Origin of the sequence: Lentzea sp. HUAS TT2, assembly GCF_051853195.1 — a bacterium.
GTDB lineage: Bacteria > Actinomycetota > Actinomycetes > Mycobacteriales > Pseudonocardiaceae > Lentzea.
This window is the reverse complement of record NZ_CP196667.1, coordinates 5,830,223-5,850,396: the sequence shown is the minus strand read 5'-3', so window position 1 is coordinate 5,850,396 and position 20,174 is coordinate 5,830,223. Positions and strand designations below refer to the sequence as shown.

Below are 20,174 nucleotides of genomic sequence, written 5' to 3'. Positions count from 1 at the left end.
TCACGTAGCTCCGTCCGGGTATCCAGCAGACCCCGCGGGACGCCCTCGACCGCGGTCACCGGGCGTCCCGATCCGCGAAGCACTTCCTGCGACCGGTCAGAACGCGGTCACGGCACAAACAGCGCAACCCTGCGGCAAAAGAGTTAATTCGCCCGGCGAGAACTCTTCACACCGGGGACGCAATGCCCGGATTCATGCGGCCGGCGACACACCGGCTGGACTCGCTGCCACCGGCACCGCCAGGCCTACCAGGCACGTAGAACCGACACGGTGTCGGGAAACGTCGACTAAACGCCGAAAACCGTTCATTTCAGCCGACGGCCATAAGTTCGGCCAGTTGAGACAAGCGCCAGTTGAGACGGAATGCGCAATCGATTGACCGAGTGGTCCTACTGGGGCAACATCATTGCACTGGACCAGAACGGTCGAGATATGGTGATGCCCAGTTGGGGGAAATGACTGGCGCAGCACGGCTGGAGGACTGAAGTGGACCCGGCACTGGACGCCTTGCGCGACCGGCTGGCGGAGATCATCGCGTCACCGCCGGACAACACCGAGGAGCTCGTCGACACGCTGAGCGGTCTCGCCAAGCTCTCGAACCAGTGGTCCGAGGCCATCCAGGCGCTGCGCGCGCCCACCCGCAGACTGATCGGCCCGGCCGCCGCCGCCTCCGTGAGCGTCGCCGCCCGCCGTGCCGAGGAGTCGTTCATCGAGCTGGAGATCACGCTCGGTGACGCGCTGGCGGCCCAGCCCCGCGCGATCCGCCAGCCCTGATCCGGGCCGGTTGCTGATCCGGGCTGCTCACTGAGGGTTCACGTGTCCTCACGCAGACACACCCGATCGGAGGGTTCCCGCTCGTCGTCCCCTGGCGGATGATGCGGCCGATCGGGGTTTCAGGGCGGGAGGGGGTGCTCGTTATGCACACGGTGTGCAACCAGACCCCCGCCGCGAGTCACCCTCCGTGAGAGGGCATGATCGCGTATCCGACGCCCTCGGCTCACCAGGCGCGCGATGACCGAGCGTGGTCTAATCGCCGCCACGTGAGGATCGGCCGTACACAGTTTGGACTCGATCTCGAATGACCTCAGGTCTGCCCTGCCCCATCTGCGAGGGGCCGGATCGACGTGGCAGCCTCGAGCGCTCCCTGAGGGTGCTCGCCGTCGACGACGAGGCGCCCGCGCTGGAAGACCTCGTGTACCTGTTGCGTTCCGATCCGCGCATCGCCCACGTGGAAGCGGTCACCGACGCGACCAAGGCGCTGCGGGTGTTGCACCGCGCGATGGACGCCGGGCAGCCGTTGGACGCGGTGTTCCTGGACATCCGCATGCCGGGGCTCGACGGTCTCGACCTCGCCCGCGTGCTCTCGCGGTTCGCGCAGCCGCCGCCCGTCGTGTTCGTGACGGCGCACCAGCAGCCGGCCGTGGAGGCGTTCGAGCTCAAGGCGCTCGACTACCTGCTCAAGCCCGTGCGCCCCGAGCGGCTCGCGGAGTCCGTGCACCGCATCGTGCACGAGGTCTGGGACTCGAAGACCCCCGCCGAGCCCTCCGCGCAGGCGCCCGCGCAGCCCGCGAACTCCACGCCGCCGGAGATGGGTGACGAGGTCATCCCCGTCGAGCTCGGTGGCGTCACCCGGTTCATCCGCCTCGCCGACATCCGGTACGTGGAGGCGCACGGCGACTACGCCCGGCTGCACACCGCGACCGGCAGCGGCCTGGTGCGCGCCGCGTTGAACGGTCTCGAGGAACGCTGGCGCAGCGCGGGGTTCGTCCGCATCCACCGCAGCCACCTGGTCTCGCTCGGCCACATCGACGAGCTGCGGCTGGAGGACGGGCACCTGAGCGTCACGATCGGCGGCGCGGTGCTGCCGGTCAGCCGCCGGCACGCGCGGCACCTCCGTCAGCTGCTCGTCCGCCGCGCCCGGCCCGCACCCGTCTCGGGTGCGGCGCCCGCCGGTGCCCTGCAACCGAGGAACGGGCTCGGGTCGTGACGACGCCGCCACCCCGGAGGCCGGAGAAGCCGACCCAGCGCGTGGTGGTGACGAGCCCGCGCACGCGGGCACCCCGTGCGCGCCGCCCGTACTCGGGCACGCGCGAGATCAACGAGCAGAGCGAGCTCGGCGCCGTCTACATGCGCACGCTCATCCGGGCGCAACGGCGGCTGGGCCTGTCGGTGTGCCTGGTGGCGACCGGCGCGCTGGCTCTGCTGCCGCTGCTGTTCGCGATAGAGCCGGAGCTCGGCCGGTTCCGGATCCTCGGGCTCGGGCTGCCGTGGTTCCTGCTGTGCGTGGCGACGTGCCCGATGCTGCTGCTGGCCGGCTGGTTCTACGTGCGGCAGGCCGAGCGCAGTGAACGCGAGTTCGCGGAGCTGGTCGAACGTCCATGACGAGTGGTTACGCCATCGTGGCGGTGCTGGTCGTCGCACTGGGCACGATCCTGGTCGGCACGTACGGACTGCGCGTCTCCCGCACCACGTCGGACTTCTACGTCGCCTCGCGGACCGTCTCGCCGTGGTGGAACGCCTCCGCGATCGGCGGTGAGTACCTCTCGGCGGCGTCGTTCGTCGGCATCGCCGGGCTGATCTTCGCCTACGGGCCGGACATGCTGTGGTTCCCGGTCGGCTACACCGCCGGGTACCTGGTGCTGCTGACGATGGTCGCCGCCCCGTTGCGGCGGTCCGGCGCCTACACGCTGCCGGACTTCGCCGAGGCCCGCTTCCGCTCCCGCGGTGTGCGGGCGGTCGCGTCGATCCTGGCGCTGGCGATCGGCTGGCTCTACCTGCTGCCCCAGCTGGAGGGCGCGGGCCTGACGCTGAACACGGTGACGGGCGCGCCGGACTGGCTGGGCGCGCTGGTGGTCACGGTGGTCGTGACGGTGAACGTGATGTCCGGCGGGATGCGGTCGATCACGTTCGTGCAGGCGTTCCAGTACTGGCTCAAGCTCACCGCGATCACCGTGCCGATCGCGTTCCTGATCGTCGCCTGGCAGGTGCACGGCGCCGACTCGCTGACCAGGCCCGAGTACCCGGCGTTCCGGCAGGACACCGAGGTCACGTTCCAGCGCCTGACCACGATCCACGCCGACGAGTTCATCTCCATCAGGGGCACCGGCGAGATCGACGGCGCACGCGTCGAGAACACCGTCGTCGTGCTGCCGGAGGGCTATCACCGCATCGGGCAGGGCTCGGAGTTCACGTTCCCGAAGGACGCGCCTGTCCCCCATCTGTCCACAATGGCGCACAACACCAACGAGATGTGGTCGCTGCCGATGTCGAGCGGCCAGGACTTCCCGTTGTACGGGGCCTATTCGCTCATCATCGCGACGTTCCTGGGCACCATGGGCCTGCCGCACGTGATCGTGCGCTTCTACACGAACCCGAACGGCACCGCCGCGCGCCGCACCACGTTGATCGTGCTGGGCCTGCTGTCCGTCTTCTACCTGATGCCACCGATGTACGGCGCGCTCGGCCGCCTCTACACCCCCGAGCTGCTGATGACCGGCCAGACCGACGCCGTGGTGCTCGTGCTGCCGACGCGGATGATCGAGGGCATCGGCGGCCAGCTCCTCGGCGCCCTCGTGGCGGGTGGCGCGTTCGCGGCGTTCCTCTCGACGTCGTCGGGCCTGGTCGTGTCGCTGGCCGGTGTGCTCTCGCAGGACGTGCTGCGCCTGGGCGGTGTGCGCGGCTTCCGGATCTCCACGGTGCTCGCGGGCCTGGTACCGCTGGCGATGACGTTCGTGTCGACGGGCATGCCCGTGGCGGACATGGTGGGTCTCGCGTTCGCCGTGGCCGCGTCCTCGTTGTGCCCCTTGCTGATGCTGGGCATCTGGTCGAGTCGCATCACGACGGTCGGCGCGATCGCCGGCATGCTCGCGGGCGGTGTGCCCGCCCTGACCGCGGGCCTGGTCACGATGTTCACCGACACCGGCGACGCCTGGTACGAGATCCTGCTGTCCCGCCCCGCCGCGTGGACGGTCCCGCTCGGCTTCACCGTGATGTACGTCGTCTCGCTGCTCACCCAACGGCACGTGCCGGCGGGAGTGCAGCGCACGATGGTCAAGCTCCACGCGCCCGAGAACCTCGGGCTGGACAGCTCGAGCTCCAGCTCGGGTCCGAACTCGGGCGAAGAGCGAAGCTAGTGGTGTGCCCCGGCCCTTGGCGGGCGAATTCACGCCCAGCAGGGCGCCGCGAGGCGCCCGTCTGACCGCGAATTCACCCGGCAAGGTTCCAGGCCACACCACTAGAAGGTGACGCGCGAATGCAAGACTTCCTCACCGCCGCCGCGATCCTGATCGTCGGCGGGGCCGCCGTCCTCGTCCTGTGGCGGGGCACGCGCAACAAGCAGTCGCTCTCGACCGAGGCCCAGCGCGTCACCTACGAGACCCTGCACACGGCCTGGTCCGCCGCTCCCCCGCTGCGCGCCGGCCTCGTCCCGGACGCCGCGAAGAAGTCCGCACGGCACCTGCGCACCCTGCTGGACACCCCCGCGCTCGCCCTGACGGACGAGACGGAGGTCGTCGCCTGGGAAGGGGTGTCCGAGCACCACGCGGCCGACGCCATGGCCCAGGCCGCCGACGTCTTCCTGACCGGCCGCACCCAGGCGTTCGACATCGGCTGCACCGAGCCGAACTGCCCGATCAACTGCGCGGTCGTGGCCCCGCTGACCGTCGAGGGCCGCGTGGTCGGCACCCTCGCCGCCTACTCCCGCGAGGCCTCGGCCGGGCTGGTGCGCGCCACGAACCAGGTGGCGCGCTGGGCGGCCGGTCAGCTGGAACTGGCGGAGCTGGACCGCTCCCGGACGCGGCTGGTCGAGGCCGAGGTGCGGGCGCTGCGCGCGCAGATCTCGCCGCACTTCATCTACAACTCGCTGTCCGCCATCGCCTCGTACGTCCGCACGAACCCGGAGCGCGCGCGGACGCTGCTGCTGGACTTCGCGGACTTCACCCGCTACTCGTTCCGCCGTCACGGCGACTTCACGACGCTGGCCGAGGAGCTGCGGTCGATCGACCAGTACCTGGCGCTGGAGCGGGCGCGCTTCGGCGAACGCCTCAAGGTGACCCTGCAGGTGGCGCCCGAGGTGCTGCCGGTGACCGTGCCGTTCCTGTGCCTGCAGCCGCTGGTGGAGAACGCGGTCCGGCACGGCATGGAGGGCAAGGTCGAGCCGGGGCACATCCAGATCTACGCGAACGACGGCGGCGCCGAGGCCCACATCACCATCGAGGACGACGGCATCGGCATGGACCCGGAGAAGCTGCGCCGCACGCTGGCCGGGCAGGTCGACGAGTCCGCGGGCATCGGCCTGGGCAACATCGACGAACGGCTGCGGCGCGTCTACGGCGACGAGTACGGGCTGGTCGTGGAGACGGCGTGCGGGCTGGGCACGAAGATCACCGTGCGGGTGCCGAAGTACCAGGCGGGGATCAACGGCATGTGACCGCTCATCGCACGATGAGCGGTCCACCGAACGCACAAAAACGCCGGGGCCACCCTTCCTCAGGGTGACCCCGGCGAAGATCAGCGATCAGCTGGCGGCCTTCGCGGCGCGGCGGTCCGCCGCGTCGAGCACCGCACGGATCCAGTCGAGCTCCTCGGTCCCGCAGGCCCCTTCGGCCGCGGCACGGCGCAGGCGGACCCAGAGGCCCAGGTCGGTCCACTCCTGGAACCGGCGGTGCACGGTCGGCACGGTCACGCCGAACGACGCGGGCAGGTGCCTCCAGGCACAGCCGGACGACAGCACGAACACGATCGCGGTGAACACCGACCGGTTGCACACCCGGCCGCGCCCGCCGCCCTGCCTGCGGACCTTGGCCGCCGGGATGAGCGGTTCGACGACGGCCCACAGGTTGGCCGAGACCAGGCGGGCGGAGAGCTGCTCGATGACGTCACCGCGGCCGGACTCCACGCTGGACTCGGGCCAGGCGGAGGTGCGCATCCAGGACTCGGGGCGGGGCCCCACGTCGGCGGGCCGCTGGTCCTGGCGGGCGGACTCGGCGCGCTGACGGGAGCGGAGCAGGGTGGCCAGCGCGGTGTCCTCGGCCGTGGTGCGGCGCTGGGGGACGGCGTAGGCCTGGTGCTGCTGGGCGTGGCGCGAGATCTCGGCGCCCACCGTGCGGCGGAACGACGGGGTGCCCGCGAGACGGGGGTCCACCGGCTGGCCGTAGCGGACCGGCACCTGGCTGACCGCAGCCTGACGCGGGGGCACCTGACCCGCGGGCTGCTGGCGTGGCGGGACGGGGCGCCCAGGCACCTGACGGGGCGGGACCTGCCGCGCGAGCCGCGGGTCCGGGGTGCGAGCGAACTGTGAGTCGGTCATGGGGTCCTCCGCCAGGACTTTTCCGTCAGGTGACAGCGCTCACAGTAGGAAGGAGGCCAGAAAACAGGTAAGTACGTAGGCCATAAAAGGCGACGAGCGGCTGTGCGGTGGCGATACGCGGCCTGCCCTGTTGAGACGAGTGGTGCACTGTCTGCGACGAACGGATAACCGGTCGTGGGATCGCTCTCACGATCGGGTGGCCCACCGACCGCCCCACCGGACGGTAATGATCGGGTCGTTGACGCCCCGGATACCGTCGAGGCGTGAAGCTCTTGGCCACCAGCGACCTGCACGTCTCCTACCAGGACAACCGCGACGTGGTGGAGTCGATCTCCCCCGCGGACCCGGCGGACTGGCTGATCATCGCCGGGGACATCGCGGAGAAGTTCGACTCCGTCGAATGGACGCTGCGCACGCTCCGCCCGAAGTTCGCGAAGCTGATCTGGTCGCCGGGCAACCACGAGCTCTGGACCACCAAGGACGACCAGAACCAGTCCCGCGGCGAGATGCGCTACAAGCAGCTCGTGGAGCTGTGCCGGGGCCTCGACGTGATCACGCCGGAGGACCCGTACGTCACCTTCGAGGGCACCGGCGGACCGGTCACCGTCTGTCCCCTGTTCCTCGGGTACGACTACTCCTTTCGGCCGCACGGCGCCACGGACGTGAAGTCCGCCCTCGCCATCGCGCACGAGGCGGGCGTCGTGTGCACGGACGAGTACTTCCTGCACCCCGACCCGTACCCGTCGCGCGAGGCGTGGTGCCAGGCGCGCGTCCAGGAGACGGCGGACCGCCTGGCGCAGGTCCAGGGCCCGACCGTGCTGATCAACCACTACCCGCTCGTGCGCGATCCCACGTTCGTGCTGCGCTACCCCGAGTTCGCGCTCTGGTGCGGCACGACGCTGACCGCCGACTGGCACAAGCGGTTCAACGCGGTCGAGATGGTCTACGGCCACCTGCACATCCCCCGCACGACGCACTACGACGGCGTGCGCTTCGACGAGGTCTCGCTCGGCTACCCGCGCGAGTGGAAACCACGCGGCACCACCCAGGTGAAGCTGCACGACGTGCTGCGGGAGTCATAACGTGCTGGAGCAGCTTCTTCCCACGCCGATCGTGGCGGTGGAGCGGTACCACGACGAGCAGCCGGTCGAGCTCTTCCCCGAGGAGGAGGCGCTGCTCGGCAACGCCGTGCCCAAGCGCCGGTTCGAGTTCGGCACGGTCCGCGCCTGCGCCCGCGAGGCCATGCGCGCGCTCGACGTCGAACCCGCCGCGATCCTGCCCGGCCCGAAGCGCGAGCCGCTGTGGCCGGCCGGGATCGTCGGCAGCCTCACGCACTGCACCGGCTACCGGGCCGCAGCCCTGGCACGGTCCGGCGACTTCGAGACGATCGGCATCGACGCCGAGCCGCACCAGCCCGCGCCCGACGGCGTGCTGGGCGCGATCGCGATCCCGGCCGAGCTGCGCAGGATGCCCGGGCTGAAGGTCGACGACCCGAAGATCTGCTGGGACCGGCTGCTGTTCAGCGCCAAGGAGAGCACCTACAAGGCCTGGTACCCGGTCACGAAGCGGTGGCTCGGGTTCGAGGACGCGGACATCACGCTCGACCCCGACGGCACGTTCCACTCGCGCATCCTGCTGCCCGACACCCCGATCGCCGGGTTCGCCGGCCGCTGGCTCGTGCAGGGCGACGTGCTCGTCACGGCCATCGCCGTGCCCGCCTCGTAGGGGTCCGCGGTTGTCCTGTCTTGTTCCGGAACAAGACACCTGAGTGTCGGATTGATCAACCGTGGTGCACAGTGGTGGGGTGAACCCTCGACCGCCGGGAGGCCACCATGGGCGAGGACGTCGCGAAGCACGAGTTCACGCGCGAGGACCGCACGCGGTACCGCACCAAGGTGCGGCGTTGCCTCGACGTGTTCGCGCGGATGCTGCGTGAAGCGCGCTTCGACTTCGAAAGGCCGATGACCGGCCTGGAGATCGAGATCAACCTCATCGACGAGAACTGCGATCCGGCGATGAAGAACCACGAGGCCCTGGACGTCATCGACGACCCGGACTTCGTGACCGAGCTCGGCCAGTGGAACATCGAGATCAACGTGGCTCCCCGCCGGCTCGCCGGTGGAGGCATCACGTCGTTCGAGGAGACCGTGCGCCGCAGCCTCAACGATGCCGAGGAGAAGGCCCGCGCGGTCGGCGCGCACATGGTCATCAACGGCATCCTGCCGACCCTGCGCACCAAGGACATCTCGCCGGACCTGCTCTCCGGCAACCCGCGCTACGCGTTGCTCAACGAGCAGGTGCTGGCCGCGCGGGGCGAGGACCTGCAGATCGCCATCGACGGTGTCGAGCGGCTGCACCTCACGGCCAGCTCGATCGTCCCGGAGGCAGCGTGCACGAGCACGCAGCTGCACCTGCAGGTGTCGCCGGAGCAGTTCCCCGCGTACTGGAACGCCGCCCAGGCCATCGCGGGCGTGCAGGTCGCCGTCGGCGCGAACTCGCCGTTCTTCCTCGGCAAGGAGCTGTGGCGCGAGACCCGCATCGCACTGTTCCAGCAGGCCACGGACACCCGCGGCGACGAGCTCAAGGCCCAGGGCGTGCGGCCGCGCGTGTGGTTCGGCGAGCGGTGGATCAACTCGATCTTCGACCTGTTCGAGGAGAACGTCCGCTACTTCCCCGCGCTGCTGCCGATCACCGACGACGAGGACCCGCTGGCCGTGCTCGACAAGGGCGACACGCCCGCGTTGAGCGAGCTCAAGCTGCACAACGGCACCATCTACCGGTGGAACCGGCCGGTGTACGACGTGGTCCGCGACCGGCCGCACCTGCGCGTCGAGAACCGCGTGCTGCCGGCCGGGCCGACCATCGTGGACACCCTGGCCAACGCCGCGCTCTACTTCGGGCTGGTGCGGGCGCTGGCCGAGGACGAGCGTCCACTGTGGTCGCAGATGAGCTTCCAGGCGGCCGAGGAGAACTTCAACGCCGCCTCGCGCAACGGCATGGACGCGCAGATGTACTGGCCGGGTGTCGGCACGGTGCCGGTGGTGGAGCTGGTGCTGCGCCGGCTGCTGCCGCTGGCGCACGAGGGGCTGATCCGGTGGGGCGTCGACTCCGCCGAACGCGACCGGCTGCTCGGCGTGATCGAGCAGCGGTGCCTGAGCGGCGTGAACGGCGCTACCTGGCAGGCCCGTGAGTTCCACCGGCACTACGACCACACGCACATGGACCGGGCGGACGCGTTGCGCACGATGCTGCGGACCTATGTGGACCTGATGCACGCCAACGAGCCCGTCCACACCTGGCCGTTGACATAAGACGAAGGGGTGTGGCCGCCGAAGCAGCCACACCCCTCGCCATTCACTCGGTAAGACCCTTCAGGCGCCCCGGCGCACTTGGGGCAACTCCCTGCCTGTACTGCCTACTCGTTCAAGAAACTGTCCGGCGTCCTGATGCGCTCGCGCACCCAGATGCCGGCCTCCTTCAGCACACCCGTTCCGGAGAAGTTCGTACCGGAACAGGTGCCGGTCTTGAACACCGCCCCCGACAGGCCGTCGTCGGAGTAGTTCCAGTTGGCCCACGAGATCTTCTTGCGGGCCATCAGGTCGATGTACTTCTGTGACGTCGTGAAGTCGTTCGAGCCGCCGCCGGACGCGGTCTGCGTGCCGAACTCGGTCACGAACACCGGAACAGCGCTGGAGACGCGGTCCAGGACGTCGATGTACGCCTGCTTGTGCGAGTTCGCGTAGAAGTGGAACGAGTACATGAAGTTGGTCGCGTTGACCTTGTTGTTCAGCACCTGCGACGGGTCCTGGCCGTCGGAGTGGCCGAAGGTCGACCAGCCGTTCGTGCCCGAGACGATGAGGCTGTCCGGGTCGATGGTGCGGATGACCGGGATCATCTGCTCGGCGTAGGACTTCACGCTGGCCCACGACGTGCCGTTGGGCTCGTTGGCGATGTCGTAGATGATGTTCGTCTTGTCCTTGTGCCGGTTGGCGATCTCCGTGAAGAACGTCTTGGCGCGGGACAGGTTGTAGTTCGGGTCACCGGGCGAGAGCTGGTGCCAGTCCACGAGGACGTAGATGCCGCGACGCGTGGCTTCCTCGATGTAGCCGTGCATCATGTCGGTGAACTTGCGGGGGTCGGTCTCGTACCCGTCCTCCTGGATGTACATGGCGACGCGGATGAAGTCCGCGTTCCAGTCGTTGACCAGCGCGTCCCACCACTGGGACTTGGCGCACTGGTGGTACCACTGGATGCCGTGCGTGCTCATGCCCCGCAGCTGGATCGGGTTGCCGTACTGGTTGCAGAGCTGCACACCGCACACGCGCAGCAGGCCGTTGATGTCGTGCGGCCTGGTGCCGCCGGGCGTGCCCGGCTGCGTGCGCACCGAGACGGAGTTCGACGCACCGGACAGGTTGCCCGCGGCGTCACGCGCCCGCACGGTGAACGTGTACGCGGTGTCCGGCGTGAGGCCGGAGACGGTGTGCGTGGTGCCGGTCGCGGTCTGCCCGTTGGACAGGACGTAGGCGGCGACGCCCACGTTGTCCGTGGAGGCGTTCCACGCCAGCGACACCGACGACGACGTGGTGCCCGTCGAGCGCAGGTTGCCCGGCACCGAGGGAGCCTCGGTGTCCGGCGTGCCGCCGCCTTGTGCGTCGACGTCGATGCGGTCCAGGTTCGGGCCGCCGTTCGCCGTCGTCGCGACCGTCGTGATCGTGTTGGCACCCGCCCTGAGCGTGACGTTGGTGGACTTGGTCGTCCACGTGGTCCACGCTCCCGTGCTCGGGAAGGACAGGTTCGACGCCACCACGGTGCCGTTGACCGAGATGTTCATCGGGCGGTTCGCCGTCTGGCCGTTGGCGAACCGGAACGTGAGCGCGGCCGAACCGGCGGCGGGCGCGGTGACGGTGAACTCGACCGAGCTGCCGACCTCGTTGTCGTAGTTGACGAAGCCCGAACCGGTGAAGCCCGCGTGGTTCGACTCGACGAGGCCGTTGGAGATCGTCGCGCTCTCCGCCTGGTACTGGACCACGGCGGCGTTGGCTACGGCCGGCACAACAGCGATGGCTAGTGCTGCTGGGACGACCAGGAACAGGGGTCTGGCCACAGGGTGCCTCCTGTGTAAGGGGGACAGCAGGGCGCGGCGGCGATTTAGTTAAGAAGGTTTCCTATCAGTGGTGGTGTGAATCACAGCACTGGACCACTGCTCCTGTCAACAAATTCGGGCGACCGGAACAAGTGGGATGAGGCATCCTCGACCACCTGATGCGATCCACAGTCACCGTGACCCCTGCACAGCTCCCCGAGGTGCTGCTGCACGTCGCCGTCGTCCGGCCGGTCTTCCTCTGGGGAGCACCGGGCATCGGCAAGTCCTCACTCGTCCGCAGGTTCGCCACCGAGCTGGGCCTGGAGTGCGTCACGCTGCTGGGCACCCAGCTCGCGCCGGAGGACCTCATCGGGGTCCCGGAACTGGTCGGTGGCCGTTCCCGGTTCGCCCCGCCGGAGTCCATCGCGCGACACGACCCGTACTGCCTGTTCCTCGACGAGCTGAACGCGAGCTCCCCCGAGGTGCAGAAGGCGTTCTACTCGCTGATCCTCGACCGCCGCATCGGCTCCTACGAGCTGCCGAAGGGCTCGATCGTGATCGGCGCCGGCAACCGGGCCGTCGACAACGCCCTGGCGCGCCCGATGGCGTCCGCACTCGTGAACCGCATGATCCACGTGCACCTCACGGCGTCCGCCCGCGACTGGCTGGCATGGGCGCGGGAGAGCGACATCCACCCGTGGGTGCTGGAGTACCTGACGCAGCGCCCGGACCACCTGTGGAGCGCGGCGCCGAAGGTCGAGGAGTCGTTCTCCACGCCGCGTGGCTGGCACATGCTCTCCGACGCGCTGCACTCGTTCGGCGACGACATCTCCGAGGACCTGCTCGGGGTGCTGGCGTTCGGCACGGTCACCGCGAGCCACGCGTCGATGTTCAAGGCGTACGTGAAGACCGTGCGCAACGCGTTCGGGCTGGAGGCCGTGCTGCGCGGGGACGTCCGCTGGCCGTCGGCTCCCCAGGACCGCGACCTGCTGTACTTCCTGGCAGAGGCGTTCCGCGCGCGGCTGGTGAAGGAGCTGCCGCACGACAAGGCGCACGCGCCCGCGGCGGGCAAGCGGCTCGCGCACCGGGGCAAGGCACTGCTGCTGGAGCTGGCCGAGCTGTCGCTGGAGATCGCGCAGATGGTGATCGCGGCCGACGACGACGGCAACCCCGTGCTGCCCGCGTGGTTCCTCGTCGAGGTCACCCGCGACCTGCCCCGACTGGTCGCCGCACGCGCATGAGCCGGCGCGGAAAAGCCCACGTGGACCAGGCAGCCCTGGACTTCGAGGCCGCACGCGCGCAGATCCGCCTCCACCCGCTGTTCGCGCCGTTGAGCAGCTACGGGAGCAGGAACTCCGACCACCCGTGGGCGGACATCTCGCTCGACGGGTCGATGCTCGCCCACCCGACGCGCAAGGCCACCGAGGCCGAGTGGGTGTGGGTGTTCGCGCATTGCCTGCTGCACCTGGGTTTCGGCACCCACTCGTGCGACGACGTGCTGGACTTCCAGCCCGCGATCCGGCTCGGCACCCGCCCGTTCTCCTGGGAGCCGGGCCGGTGCGTGCGCGGCGGACCGGCCACCGATCCCCAGCGCTGGGCCGATCGGTTCGCCGCCGGACTGTCCAACGCCGCCGTGGCCGCGATCGACGTGGCGGGCGGCGCCCGGTCGTCGTTGTCCGACTCACGGCCGGTGCGCGGCGAGTGGGATCTCGCGCTCGGCTGGTTCGTGTCGAACTACCCGCTGCTGGGCGCGCTCGCGTCCACGATGAAGGTGGTGGCGGACGCGGAACTGGCGCGGGGCTGGGACATCTCGATCGCGGCGGTGTCGGCGGCCTCTGCCGAGATCTACGTGAACCCGTTGGCGGGCTTGACGAAGCCGGAATGGCGGTTCGTGCTCGCCCACGAGATGCTGCACGCCGCGCTGCGTCACGGCGACCGCGTCGGCGGGCGGGATCCCTACCTGTGGAACATCGCCGCCGACTTCGTGGTGAACGGCTGGCTGGTCGAGATGGGCGTCGGCTCACCGCCGTCCGGCGTCCTGCACGACCCGGAACTGCGCGGCCTTTCGGCGGAGTCGGTCTACGACCGGATCGCGGTGGACCTGCGGCGGTACCGGAAGCTGCTCACGTTGCGCGGCAACCATCAGGGCGATCTGCTCGGCGACCCTCTGCGCGGGCCATCGGATGTGGCTGATCTCGACGAGTTCTACCGGCGCGCGTTGCTGACCGGGCTGAGCTGTCACACGTCGTCGCGCGGACTCCTGCCCGCCGGGCTGGTCGAGGAGATCCGGGCACTGGAGCACCCGCCGCTGTCGTGGGACGCCCAGCTGGCGCGGTGGTTCGAGGAGTTCGTTCCGGCCGTGGAGAAGCGGCGCAGCTACGCGCGGGCGTCGCGGCGGCAAGCGTCCACTCCGGACATTCCGCGGCCCGGCTGGGTGCGGCCGGAGACGCTGGAGTCGCGGCCGACGTTCGGCGTCGTGCTCGACACGTCCGGCTCGATGGACCCGCGGCTGCTCGGCAAGGCGCTCGGCGCGATCGCCTCCTATGCCGCGGCGCGTGACGTGCCTGCCGCACGCGTGGTTTTCTGTGACGCGATGGCGTATGACGCTGGATATGTGCCCGTCGAGGACATCGCGGGCAGGGTGACGGTGCGCGGGCGCGGCGGCACGGTGCTGCAGCCCGGCATCGACGCGCTCGAACGCGCCACCGACTTCCCCGCCGCCGGGCCGATCCTGGTCATCACCGACGGCGGCTGCGACGTGCTGCGGATCCGGCGCGAGCACGCGTTCCTGATACCGGCGGGCGCGCACCTGCCGTTCCGCGCGCGCGGCCCGGTCTTCCGGATGTCCTGATGGAGATCGCCTGCGACGAGTCGGGTTCCGAGGGCGAGAAGCTCGTCGGCGGGGTCACGGCGGTCTTCGCGCACGCCGGTGTCTCGCTCTCGCAGGCGGAGGCGTCCGGCTGCGTCGAGTCGCTGCGTGAGATGATCAAGTCGCCCGCGCTGGAGTACAAGGCGAACCACCTGCTGCGGCAGAAGAACCGGTGGGTGCTGCTGTGGTTTCTGGGGCCGGACGGACCATTGGTGGGCAAGGCGCGCGTCCAACTCGTGGACAAACGGCGGTACCTCGCCTCACGGGTGCGTGCCGAGTTCGGCGGGGTGACGGGGCCGCTGGAGCTCTACAACGACCTGCTGCGGGCCCGTGGTCCGCGCGGGAATCTCGATCCGCTGTTCCCCGCCATCCTGCGGGCGGTGGCGCAGTGGCAGACTTCGGGGAGCGGGCCGGTGTCGATCGTGCACGACCAGCAGCTGTCGCTCACCGATGGGCGGATCCGGCAGCTCAAGAAGCTCGCGCCACGGCTGCAAAGCCTGACGCTGGTCGACTCGCAGTACGACGCCCGCGTGCAGGTTGCCGACTTCCTGGCCGGAATCGCGCGACGGGTCGCAGAAGAAGAGCTCAACGGAAGACCTGACCGCGAGGTGATCGAGTTGCTGATGCCGTTCGTCGTAGGACCGAGGATGTGGAATGCCTGACGCGATTTTCGCCGACCCTCGGCTGGCCAAGATCTACGACGCCTTCGACGGGCCGCGCGTGGACCTGGACCTGTACCTGGGGATCGTGACCGAGCTCGAGGCGAAGAGCGTGCTCGACGTCGGCTGCGGGACGGGCTGCCTGGCCGTGCTGCTGGCCGCGTCCGGGCGGTCGGTCGTCGGGGTGGACCCGGCGCTGGCCTCGCTGGAGATCGCGCGGGCCAAGGACTCCAGGGTCACGTGGATCCACGGTGACGCGACCACGCTGCCCCCGATGGCGGTCGACGTCGTGACGATGACCGGGAACGTGGCGCAGGTGTTCCTGGGCGACGACTGGGAGTCCACGCTGCGCGGTGTGCGCGGTGCGTTGCGGCCCGGCGGGCACTTCGTGTTCGAGACGCGCCGGCCCGACCGCAGGGCGTGGGAGGACTGGTCGCGCACGAAGCCGCGCGTGCTGGTCGGGGTGCGGGAACAGCTCGAACTGCTGGGCGTGAACCTGCCGTTCGTGTCGCTGCGGCACACCTACCAGTTCCCGGACGGCTCCGTGGTCGCCTCGGACTCGACGCTGCGGTTCCGCTCGCGGCCCGAGGTCGAGCAGAGCCTCACGCGCTGCGGCTTCGAGGTCGTGGACGTGCGCGACGCACCGGACCGGCCCGGCAGGGAGTTCGTGTTCGTGGCCCGCAGGGTCAACTGACCAGCGCGGGCTGCTTCCACGCCTGCACGAGCCACGGCAGCACGCGCGGCAGGCGGTCGGCCACGATGTCGTGCAGCACCAGCACGATCCGGCCGGAGTGAGCGGGCCCCGCGTCGAGCCACACGACGTGCATGAGGACGCCGGTCTGCAGGTCGAGCCCCGCCTCCGCCTCCGCGAGGGCCGCGGGGGTGGCGGCGGCGGGGTCCGCGACCTCGTGGTGCGCGAAGCCGGAACGACACAGCTCAGGGTGCAGTTCCACCAGGGACTCCATGGCGGCGGCGAGGCGTCCCACGCCCAGCCCTGCCCGAACCTGCACCGTAATGGTTCTCACGTTAGGAGAGCCTAACCTAGGCCCACGCGGGGTTCCGCCCACTGAGTCCCAGGACACGGTCGAGCAGAGGCGCGTTCGAGTCCACCTCCACCGCGGCTCCGAACAGCGAGCCGTCGCGGTCGTCGGGACCGATCGACGTCGCGTTGCCGTGGACGACCTGGAGCAGGCCCTCGTCGACCTCGAACGGCTGCCCGGTCGCCCGCGCCAGGTCCCAGCCGTGCAGCACGATCTCTTCCAGCGCCACGGCACCCGCGACCTCACCGGGCAGGTCGACGCCGCCCGCGCGGGTCATGCCCTCCCAGGCCTCCGGTGCCCGCCAAGCCCGCGAACTGGTCGGCCGCGGGGTCAGGTCGAACATCAGTAGCCGTCGCCTCCCCAGAACTGCTCCTCGAGCGTGTCCGCCGTACCGGCGAGCAGCTGGAGCGGGTCGGTGAACTCGTGGATGTCGAGGTCCTTGAGCGGCAACGAGTGCCGGACCACGACGTGCTCCCCCATGATCGCGAGGCCGCACGCGACGGTGGAGTTGCCCACCTCCGCCAGCACCGTGTGCAGGTCCACGTCCTTGGCCAGCCCGCACGGCGACGCGATCTGCACCCACTCGTGCATCTTGTCGAGCACTTCCCTGACGATGATCACGACCTGCGTGCGGTCGTCCTCGTCCTCCTCCACGTCCCCGAAGGTGAAGAGGATCCTCAGTTCCTCACCGTCGTCGTGGATGACGTCGTACTCGGCGCGGACGTAATCCGCGAGGTCTCCCCAACTCGCCATGGCGCAACCCTACTTGCCGCGATGGCCCACAGCCCGACGACGAGCACGGCAGCCACCTCGGCGGCGAGCAAGATCCTCTCTATGTAGCCCAACGGGAACACGCGCCACCACCGAACGTCGGAGGCCATGCCCATCACAATGGCGTAGAGGATCGGCATGAATGCGACAACACTGATCAAACCGGACGCCATCGTCCACCTCGCGTGCTTTCCCCACACGTGGTCCCGCAGCCACGGCCGGGCGAGCGCGATGACGGCGATCGGCAGGCTGACGAACGCGACCATGCTGCCGAACCGGTGGATGCTGCCGCTGAGCTCGTTGGTGCCCATCGCCCAGTTCGTCTTGGGGAACAACACCACGAGAAACAGGCCGATGGACCACAGCGTGAGCGCGATCGCGCCGGTGGAACGCCACCTCGTCAGTCCTTTGTGGACCAATACGCCGAGGATCGCGAGCGAGCCGACGGCCAGCGACACCACGGCGATGTCGAAGACGGTCCGGTAGTCGCCCAGCGCGTACTCGCTGATCGTGCGGCGCAGCGGGCCGACGGTCAGGTCGAGCAGGCCGACCATGGCCACCGTCGCGACGACGGCGAGGGAACCGCCGGCGGCGGCTAGTCGAGGTATCAGCACATAACGGACAACGCTCGGGTGAACGCGCGGGGTTCCTCGGTTCAGGAACCCGACAGCTTGCCCACAGGCTTTCACCAGGTTCAGCCGAAGACGCCGCCGCAGGTGATGTTGACCTGGGACCCCGTGATGGCGCGCCCCCAGTCCGAGGCCGCGAACACGGCCGTCCTGCCGACGTCCTGCAGTGTCGCCGCCCGTCCGAGCAGCGTGCTGCCGACGATGTCCTCCTCGATCGGCGCCCGATGTTCCGCCGGCACCGACTCGGGGATGCCGCCGGTCTGCAGCGTCACCACCCGCACGCCGTGCCCGCCCAGCTCCGCGGCGAGCTGGCGGCGCATCGCCTCGACCGCGTCGAACGCCGCGAGCAGGCCCCCCAGCTGCCACCTCCGGTGCGCCGACGCCTCACCGGAGCCGCCGAAGAACAGGATGACGCCCGACTGCTGCTTGATCATGTGACGGGCCGCGGCACGGGCGGTGAGGAACTTGCCCCTGACCGCCGACACGACGGGGCTGAGGTAGTCGTCGACGCTCATCTCGACCATCGGCGTGCCCTGGACGTCGTTGTCGGTGGTGACGTTGACGGAGATGTCGATCCGGTCGAACGTCGCGGCGTGGCGGTCGACCGCCTGCTCGTCCAGCACGTCCACGACGGCGTACCGGGCTTCGAGCTCCTCGGCCTTCGCCTTGAGCGTCGCCTCAGTGCGGCCCGCCAGGTGCACGTCGGCACCGGCACCGGTGAACGCCGCGGCGATCGCGCCGCCGACGCTGCCCGCACCGCCGTAGATGACTGCGGTCTTCCCGTTGAGGTTCATCGGTTCGCCGGTCATGACGTCGAGGCTAACTCCGCAGGGCGACGCTCGCCTCTTGCGCGACCGCGCGCGCCACCGCGTTCAGCGCCGGCGAGTCGAGCTTCCACTGCTGCCAGTACAGCGGCACCGAGATGGTGCGGCCGGGCGCGAGGTCGACCAGGCCGTCCTGGAGCTGCTGCGGCGGCACCATTCCCCAGCCGAGGCCCGCCACGATCGTCCGCACGTACACCTCGGACGACGGGACGTAGTGGCGGTGCTCCGAGGCTCCGCGGCCGCGGGTCAGGGTGCGCACGAAACGGTCCTGCAGGTCGTCGTTGCGGTCGAACACGACCACGGGCGCGTCCGGCAGCCACGACTTCAGCTGCCCTTGGTCGTATCTGTCCACGTAGGACTGCGAAGCCATTGCCGCGTAACGGATCTCCCCCAGTTTGCTCACCGAGCAGCCCGCCACCGGTTCGCGCGAGGACGTCACCGCCGCCATCACCACACCCTGCCGCAGCAACGCCGTCGTGTGGTCCTGGTCCTCGCGGTGGAGGTCGAACGAGATCCTCAGCGACGACGGAACCCGTTGCAGGGCAGGCAGGAACCACGTGGCGAGCGAGTCCGCGTTCACCGCGATCGGCACCCGCACCACGGCGTCCTCGCCCAGTGCCGCGTCGAGGTCCTGGTCCAGCGCGAGCAGTTGCCGACCGTAGCGGACGATCACCTCGCCGGACGGGGTGAGGCGCACCGGGCGCGCACGCACCAACAACACCCGGCCCGTTCGCTGCTCCAGCGCCTTGATGCGTTGCGACACAGCGGAAGGCGTGACGTGCAACGCGGCCGCGGCGGCGTCGAACGTGCCCGCGTCGACGACCGCGAGCAGTGTCCGCACCAGATCCAGATCCATCACGACCACTAATGGTACGTAAGAATCTGTAGCTGGTCTCATCAAAGCGGCGTAAATACCGTGAACACCGTGACTGACCTGCTGCTCGGCTTCGGCACCATGATGACCCTGATCGTCGCGATCGGGGCGCAGAACGCTTTCGTGCTGCGCCAGGGACTTCGGCGCCACGCGGTCGCGCAGGTCGTCGCCGTGTGCGCGATCTCGGACGCGATCCTGGTCGCGGTGGGCGTCGCCGGGTTCGGCGCGATCGTGAAGGCGTTCCCCGCGGCCATCACGATCGCCGCGGTCGTGGGCGGGATCTTCCTGCTGGGGTACGGATTTCTCGCGGCACGCCGCGCGTTCGCCCCGTCAGCCCTGAACGCCGGCACGGACATGAGCACCCGCCCCGTCCTCACCGCGCTCGCACTGACGTGGCTCAACCCGCACGTCTACCTCGACACGCTCCTGCTGCTCGGCTCGATCGCGGCCGGCCGCTGGCTGTTCGGCGTCGGCGCGGTCACCGCCAGCATCACGTGGTTCGTCGCGCTCGGCTTCGGCGCCCGGCTGCTCAGCCCGCTGTTCGCGAGGCCCCGCGCGTGGCGGGTGCTCGACGGCCTGATCGCCGCCGTGATGATCACTCTCGGGGTGACCCTGATCGCCGGCTCATGATCATCACGAGCACCGCCGCCACCGCCAGCACGCCGCTCGTCACGGGTGCCGCGGCACCGACGAAAAGGGACGTCGAAGCGAGCCCCGCACTGACCAGAGCACCGAAGACGACCCGAGGCCGAAGATCACCCACGTAGATCACCCTAACCCACGACACGCCCATGTTGGGTGGCGATTCAGACCCCACCACCACATGTAGTATCTGCCGCGCTAGTGGTTCACCGGCTTGGCTCAACGAGCCGGTGAGGCAAGAGGGAACCTGGTGAAAATCCAGGACTGCCCCGCAGCGGTAAGTGGGAACGAAAGCCGTCAACGAAGCACTGGGTCTCACGACCTGGGAAGCGACGGCCGGTAGGAGTTCGCGGTACGCCCACGAGTCCGAAGACCTGCCACTGGTGTGTGCGCAAGCCTGCGCGCACGACACGGTGCCCCGAGGGAGGGCGGCTGTGTGCCCAGCGGCGTGTCCGCTGGCGCGCGCACGCGTTTCC

Annotated in this window: 20 protein-coding genes, 1 pseudogene and 1 riboswitch; of the genes and pseudogenes, 13 read left to right on the top strand and 8 right to left on the bottom strand. The window is 69.6% G+C overall.

Annotation, left to right across the window (positions count from 1 at the left end; all coding sequences use genetic code 11):
- Nucleotides 1-486: 486 nt before the first annotated feature.
- The 5 genes from ACSHWB_RS28550 to ACSHWB_RS28530 all read left to right on the top strand — a co-directional run bounded on the left by ACSHWB_RS28550 (nucleotide 487) and on the right by ACSHWB_RS28530 (nucleotide 5,428).
- Complete coding sequence (locus ACSHWB_RS28550) at nucleotides 487-774, top strand: hypothetical protein (protein WP_319982980.1); 288 nt, start codon at nucleotides 487-489, stop codon at nucleotides 772-774.
- A 304-nt stretch (nucleotides 775-1,078) separates the two neighbouring features.
- Nucleotides 1,079-1,987: a LytR/AlgR family response regulator transcription factor gene (locus ACSHWB_RS28545; RefSeq protein ID WP_439656370.1), complete on the top strand. Its 909-nt coding sequence runs from the start codon at nucleotides 1,079-1,081 to the stop codon at nucleotides 1,985-1,987.
- Nucleotides 1,984-2,382, top strand: coding sequence for a hypothetical protein (locus ACSHWB_RS28540; protein ID WP_439656369.1), 399 nt, complete (start codon nucleotides 1,984-1,986; stop codon nucleotides 2,380-2,382). The genes ACSHWB_RS28545 and ACSHWB_RS28540 overlap by 4 nt, the downstream gene beginning before the upstream one ends.
- Nucleotides 2,379-4,133 (top strand): sodium/solute symporter, encoded by a 1,755-nt coding sequence (locus ACSHWB_RS28535; protein ID WP_439656368.1) that lies wholly within the window; start codon nucleotides 2,379-2,381, stop codon nucleotides 4,131-4,133. The genes ACSHWB_RS28540 and ACSHWB_RS28535 overlap by 4 nt, the downstream gene beginning before the upstream one ends.
- A 119-nt stretch (nucleotides 4,134-4,252) precedes the next feature.
- Nucleotides 4,253-5,428, top strand: a complete 1,176-nt coding sequence (locus tag ACSHWB_RS28530) for a sensor histidine kinase (RefSeq protein WP_439656367.1) — start codon at nucleotides 4,253-4,255, stop codon at nucleotides 5,426-5,428.
- Nucleotides 5,429-5,518: 90 nt separating this feature from the next.
- Here the strand turns inward: ACSHWB_RS28530 and ACSHWB_RS28525 are convergent.
- Nucleotides 5,519-5,926: pseudogene (locus ACSHWB_RS28525) on the bottom strand (transposase); the annotation flags it as partial.
- Between the two features lie 644 nt (nucleotides 5,927-6,570).
- Here ACSHWB_RS28525 and ACSHWB_RS28520 point away from each other — a divergent pair.
- From ACSHWB_RS28520 to ACSHWB_RS28510, 3 genes are all read left to right on the top strand, one after another.
- Entirely contained in the window at nucleotides 6,571-7,389 is an 819-nt protein-coding gene (locus ACSHWB_RS28520) for a metallophosphoesterase family protein (protein ID WP_439656366.1), read from the top strand.
- Nucleotide 7,390: 1 nt separating this feature from the next.
- On the top strand, nucleotides 7,391-8,032 hold the full coding sequence (locus ACSHWB_RS28515) for a 4'-phosphopantetheinyl transferase family protein (protein WP_439656365.1): 642 nt from the start codon (nucleotides 7,391-7,393) through the stop codon (nucleotides 8,030-8,032).
- 107 nt (nucleotides 8,033-8,139) lie between these two features.
- Nucleotides 8,140-9,618 carry a glutamate--cysteine ligase gene (locus ACSHWB_RS28510; RefSeq protein ID WP_439656364.1) on the top strand — a complete coding sequence of 493 codons (1,479 nt, stop codon included), beginning with the start codon at nucleotides 8,140-8,142 and terminating at the stop codon, nucleotides 9,616-9,618.
- A gap of 104 nt (nucleotides 9,619-9,722) precedes the next feature.
- On the opposite strand, the gene ACSHWB_RS28505 is transcribed toward ACSHWB_RS28510, so the two are convergent.
- On the bottom strand, nucleotides 9,723-11,411 hold the full coding sequence (locus ACSHWB_RS28505) for a cellulase family glycosylhydrolase (RefSeq protein WP_439656363.1): 1,689 nt from the start codon (nucleotides 11,409-11,411) through the stop codon (nucleotides 9,723-9,725).
- Nucleotides 11,412-11,569: 158 nt separating this feature from the next.
- Between ACSHWB_RS28505 and ACSHWB_RS28500 the strand changes: the two genes are divergently transcribed.
- From ACSHWB_RS28500 to ACSHWB_RS28485, 4 genes are read left to right on the top strand one after another with little or no spacing between them, the layout of a single operon-like run.
- Complete coding sequence (locus ACSHWB_RS28500) at nucleotides 11,570-12,631, top strand: ATP-binding protein (RefSeq protein ID WP_439656362.1); 1,062 nt, start codon at nucleotides 11,570-11,572, stop codon at nucleotides 12,629-12,631.
- 20 nt (nucleotides 12,632-12,651) lie between these two features.
- Nucleotides 12,652-14,241, top strand: coding sequence for a vWA domain-containing protein (locus ACSHWB_RS28495; RefSeq protein WP_439656361.1), 1,590 nt, complete (start codon nucleotides 12,652-12,654; stop codon nucleotides 14,239-14,241).
- A complete protein-coding gene (locus ACSHWB_RS28490) occupies nucleotides 14,241-14,921 on the top strand; it encodes a DUF3800 domain-containing protein (RefSeq protein ID WP_439656360.1) in 681 nt (226 codons plus the stop codon). Before ACSHWB_RS28495 ends, ACSHWB_RS28490 begins: the two co-directional genes overlap by 1 nt.
- On the top strand, nucleotides 14,914-15,612 hold the full coding sequence (locus ACSHWB_RS28485; RefSeq protein ID WP_439656359.1) for a class I SAM-dependent methyltransferase: 699 nt from the start codon (nucleotides 14,914-14,916) through the stop codon (nucleotides 15,610-15,612). Before ACSHWB_RS28490 ends, ACSHWB_RS28485 begins: the two co-directional genes overlap by 8 nt.
- Here ACSHWB_RS28485 and ACSHWB_RS28480 read toward each other — a convergent pair.
- The 6 genes from ACSHWB_RS28480 to ACSHWB_RS28455 form a co-directional block, all read right to left on the bottom strand.
- On the bottom strand, nucleotides 15,605-15,943 hold the full coding sequence (locus ACSHWB_RS28480) for a hypothetical protein (RefSeq protein ID WP_439656358.1): 339 nt from the start codon (nucleotides 15,941-15,943) through the stop codon (nucleotides 15,605-15,607). The two genes, ACSHWB_RS28485 and ACSHWB_RS28480, sit on opposite strands and share 8 nt — an antisense overlap.
- 16 nt (nucleotides 15,944-15,959) lie before the next feature.
- Complete coding sequence (locus tag ACSHWB_RS28475; RefSeq protein ID WP_439656357.1) at nucleotides 15,960-16,301, bottom strand: TIGR03086 family metal-binding protein; 342 nt, start codon at nucleotides 16,299-16,301, stop codon at nucleotides 15,960-15,962.
- On the bottom strand, nucleotides 16,301-16,711 hold the full coding sequence (locus ACSHWB_RS28470; protein WP_439656356.1) for a hypothetical protein: 411 nt from the start codon (nucleotides 16,709-16,711) through the stop codon (nucleotides 16,301-16,303). The genes ACSHWB_RS28475 and ACSHWB_RS28470 overlap by 1 nt, the downstream gene beginning before the upstream one ends.
- Nucleotides 16,636-17,343 carry a DUF998 domain-containing protein gene (locus ACSHWB_RS28465; RefSeq protein ID WP_439656355.1) on the bottom strand — a complete coding sequence of 236 codons (708 nt, stop codon included), beginning with the start codon at nucleotides 17,341-17,343 and terminating at the stop codon, nucleotides 16,636-16,638. Before ACSHWB_RS28465 ends, ACSHWB_RS28470 begins: the two co-directional genes overlap by 76 nt.
- A gap of 80 nt (nucleotides 17,344-17,423) precedes the next feature.
- Nucleotides 17,424-18,167: an SDR family NAD(P)-dependent oxidoreductase gene (locus ACSHWB_RS28460; RefSeq protein ID WP_439656354.1), complete on the bottom strand. Its 744-nt coding sequence runs from the start codon at nucleotides 18,165-18,167 to the stop codon at nucleotides 17,424-17,426.
- Nucleotides 18,168-18,177: 10 nt separating this feature from the next.
- Nucleotides 18,178-19,038: a LysR family transcriptional regulator ArgP gene (locus ACSHWB_RS28455; RefSeq protein ID WP_439664681.1), complete on the bottom strand. Its 861-nt coding sequence runs from the start codon at nucleotides 19,036-19,038 to the stop codon at nucleotides 18,178-18,180.
- A 69-nt stretch (nucleotides 19,039-19,107) separates the two neighbouring features.
- On the opposite strand from ACSHWB_RS28455, the gene ACSHWB_RS28450 reads away from it, so the two are divergent.
- Complete coding sequence (locus tag ACSHWB_RS28450; protein ID WP_439656353.1) at nucleotides 19,108-19,686, top strand: LysE/ArgO family amino acid transporter; 579 nt, start codon at nucleotides 19,108-19,110, stop codon at nucleotides 19,684-19,686.
- 197 nt (nucleotides 19,687-19,883) lie between these two features.
- A riboswitch (cobalamin riboswitch) is annotated at nucleotides 19,884-20,094 on the top strand.
- Nucleotides 20,095-20,174 lie beyond the last annotated feature (80 nt).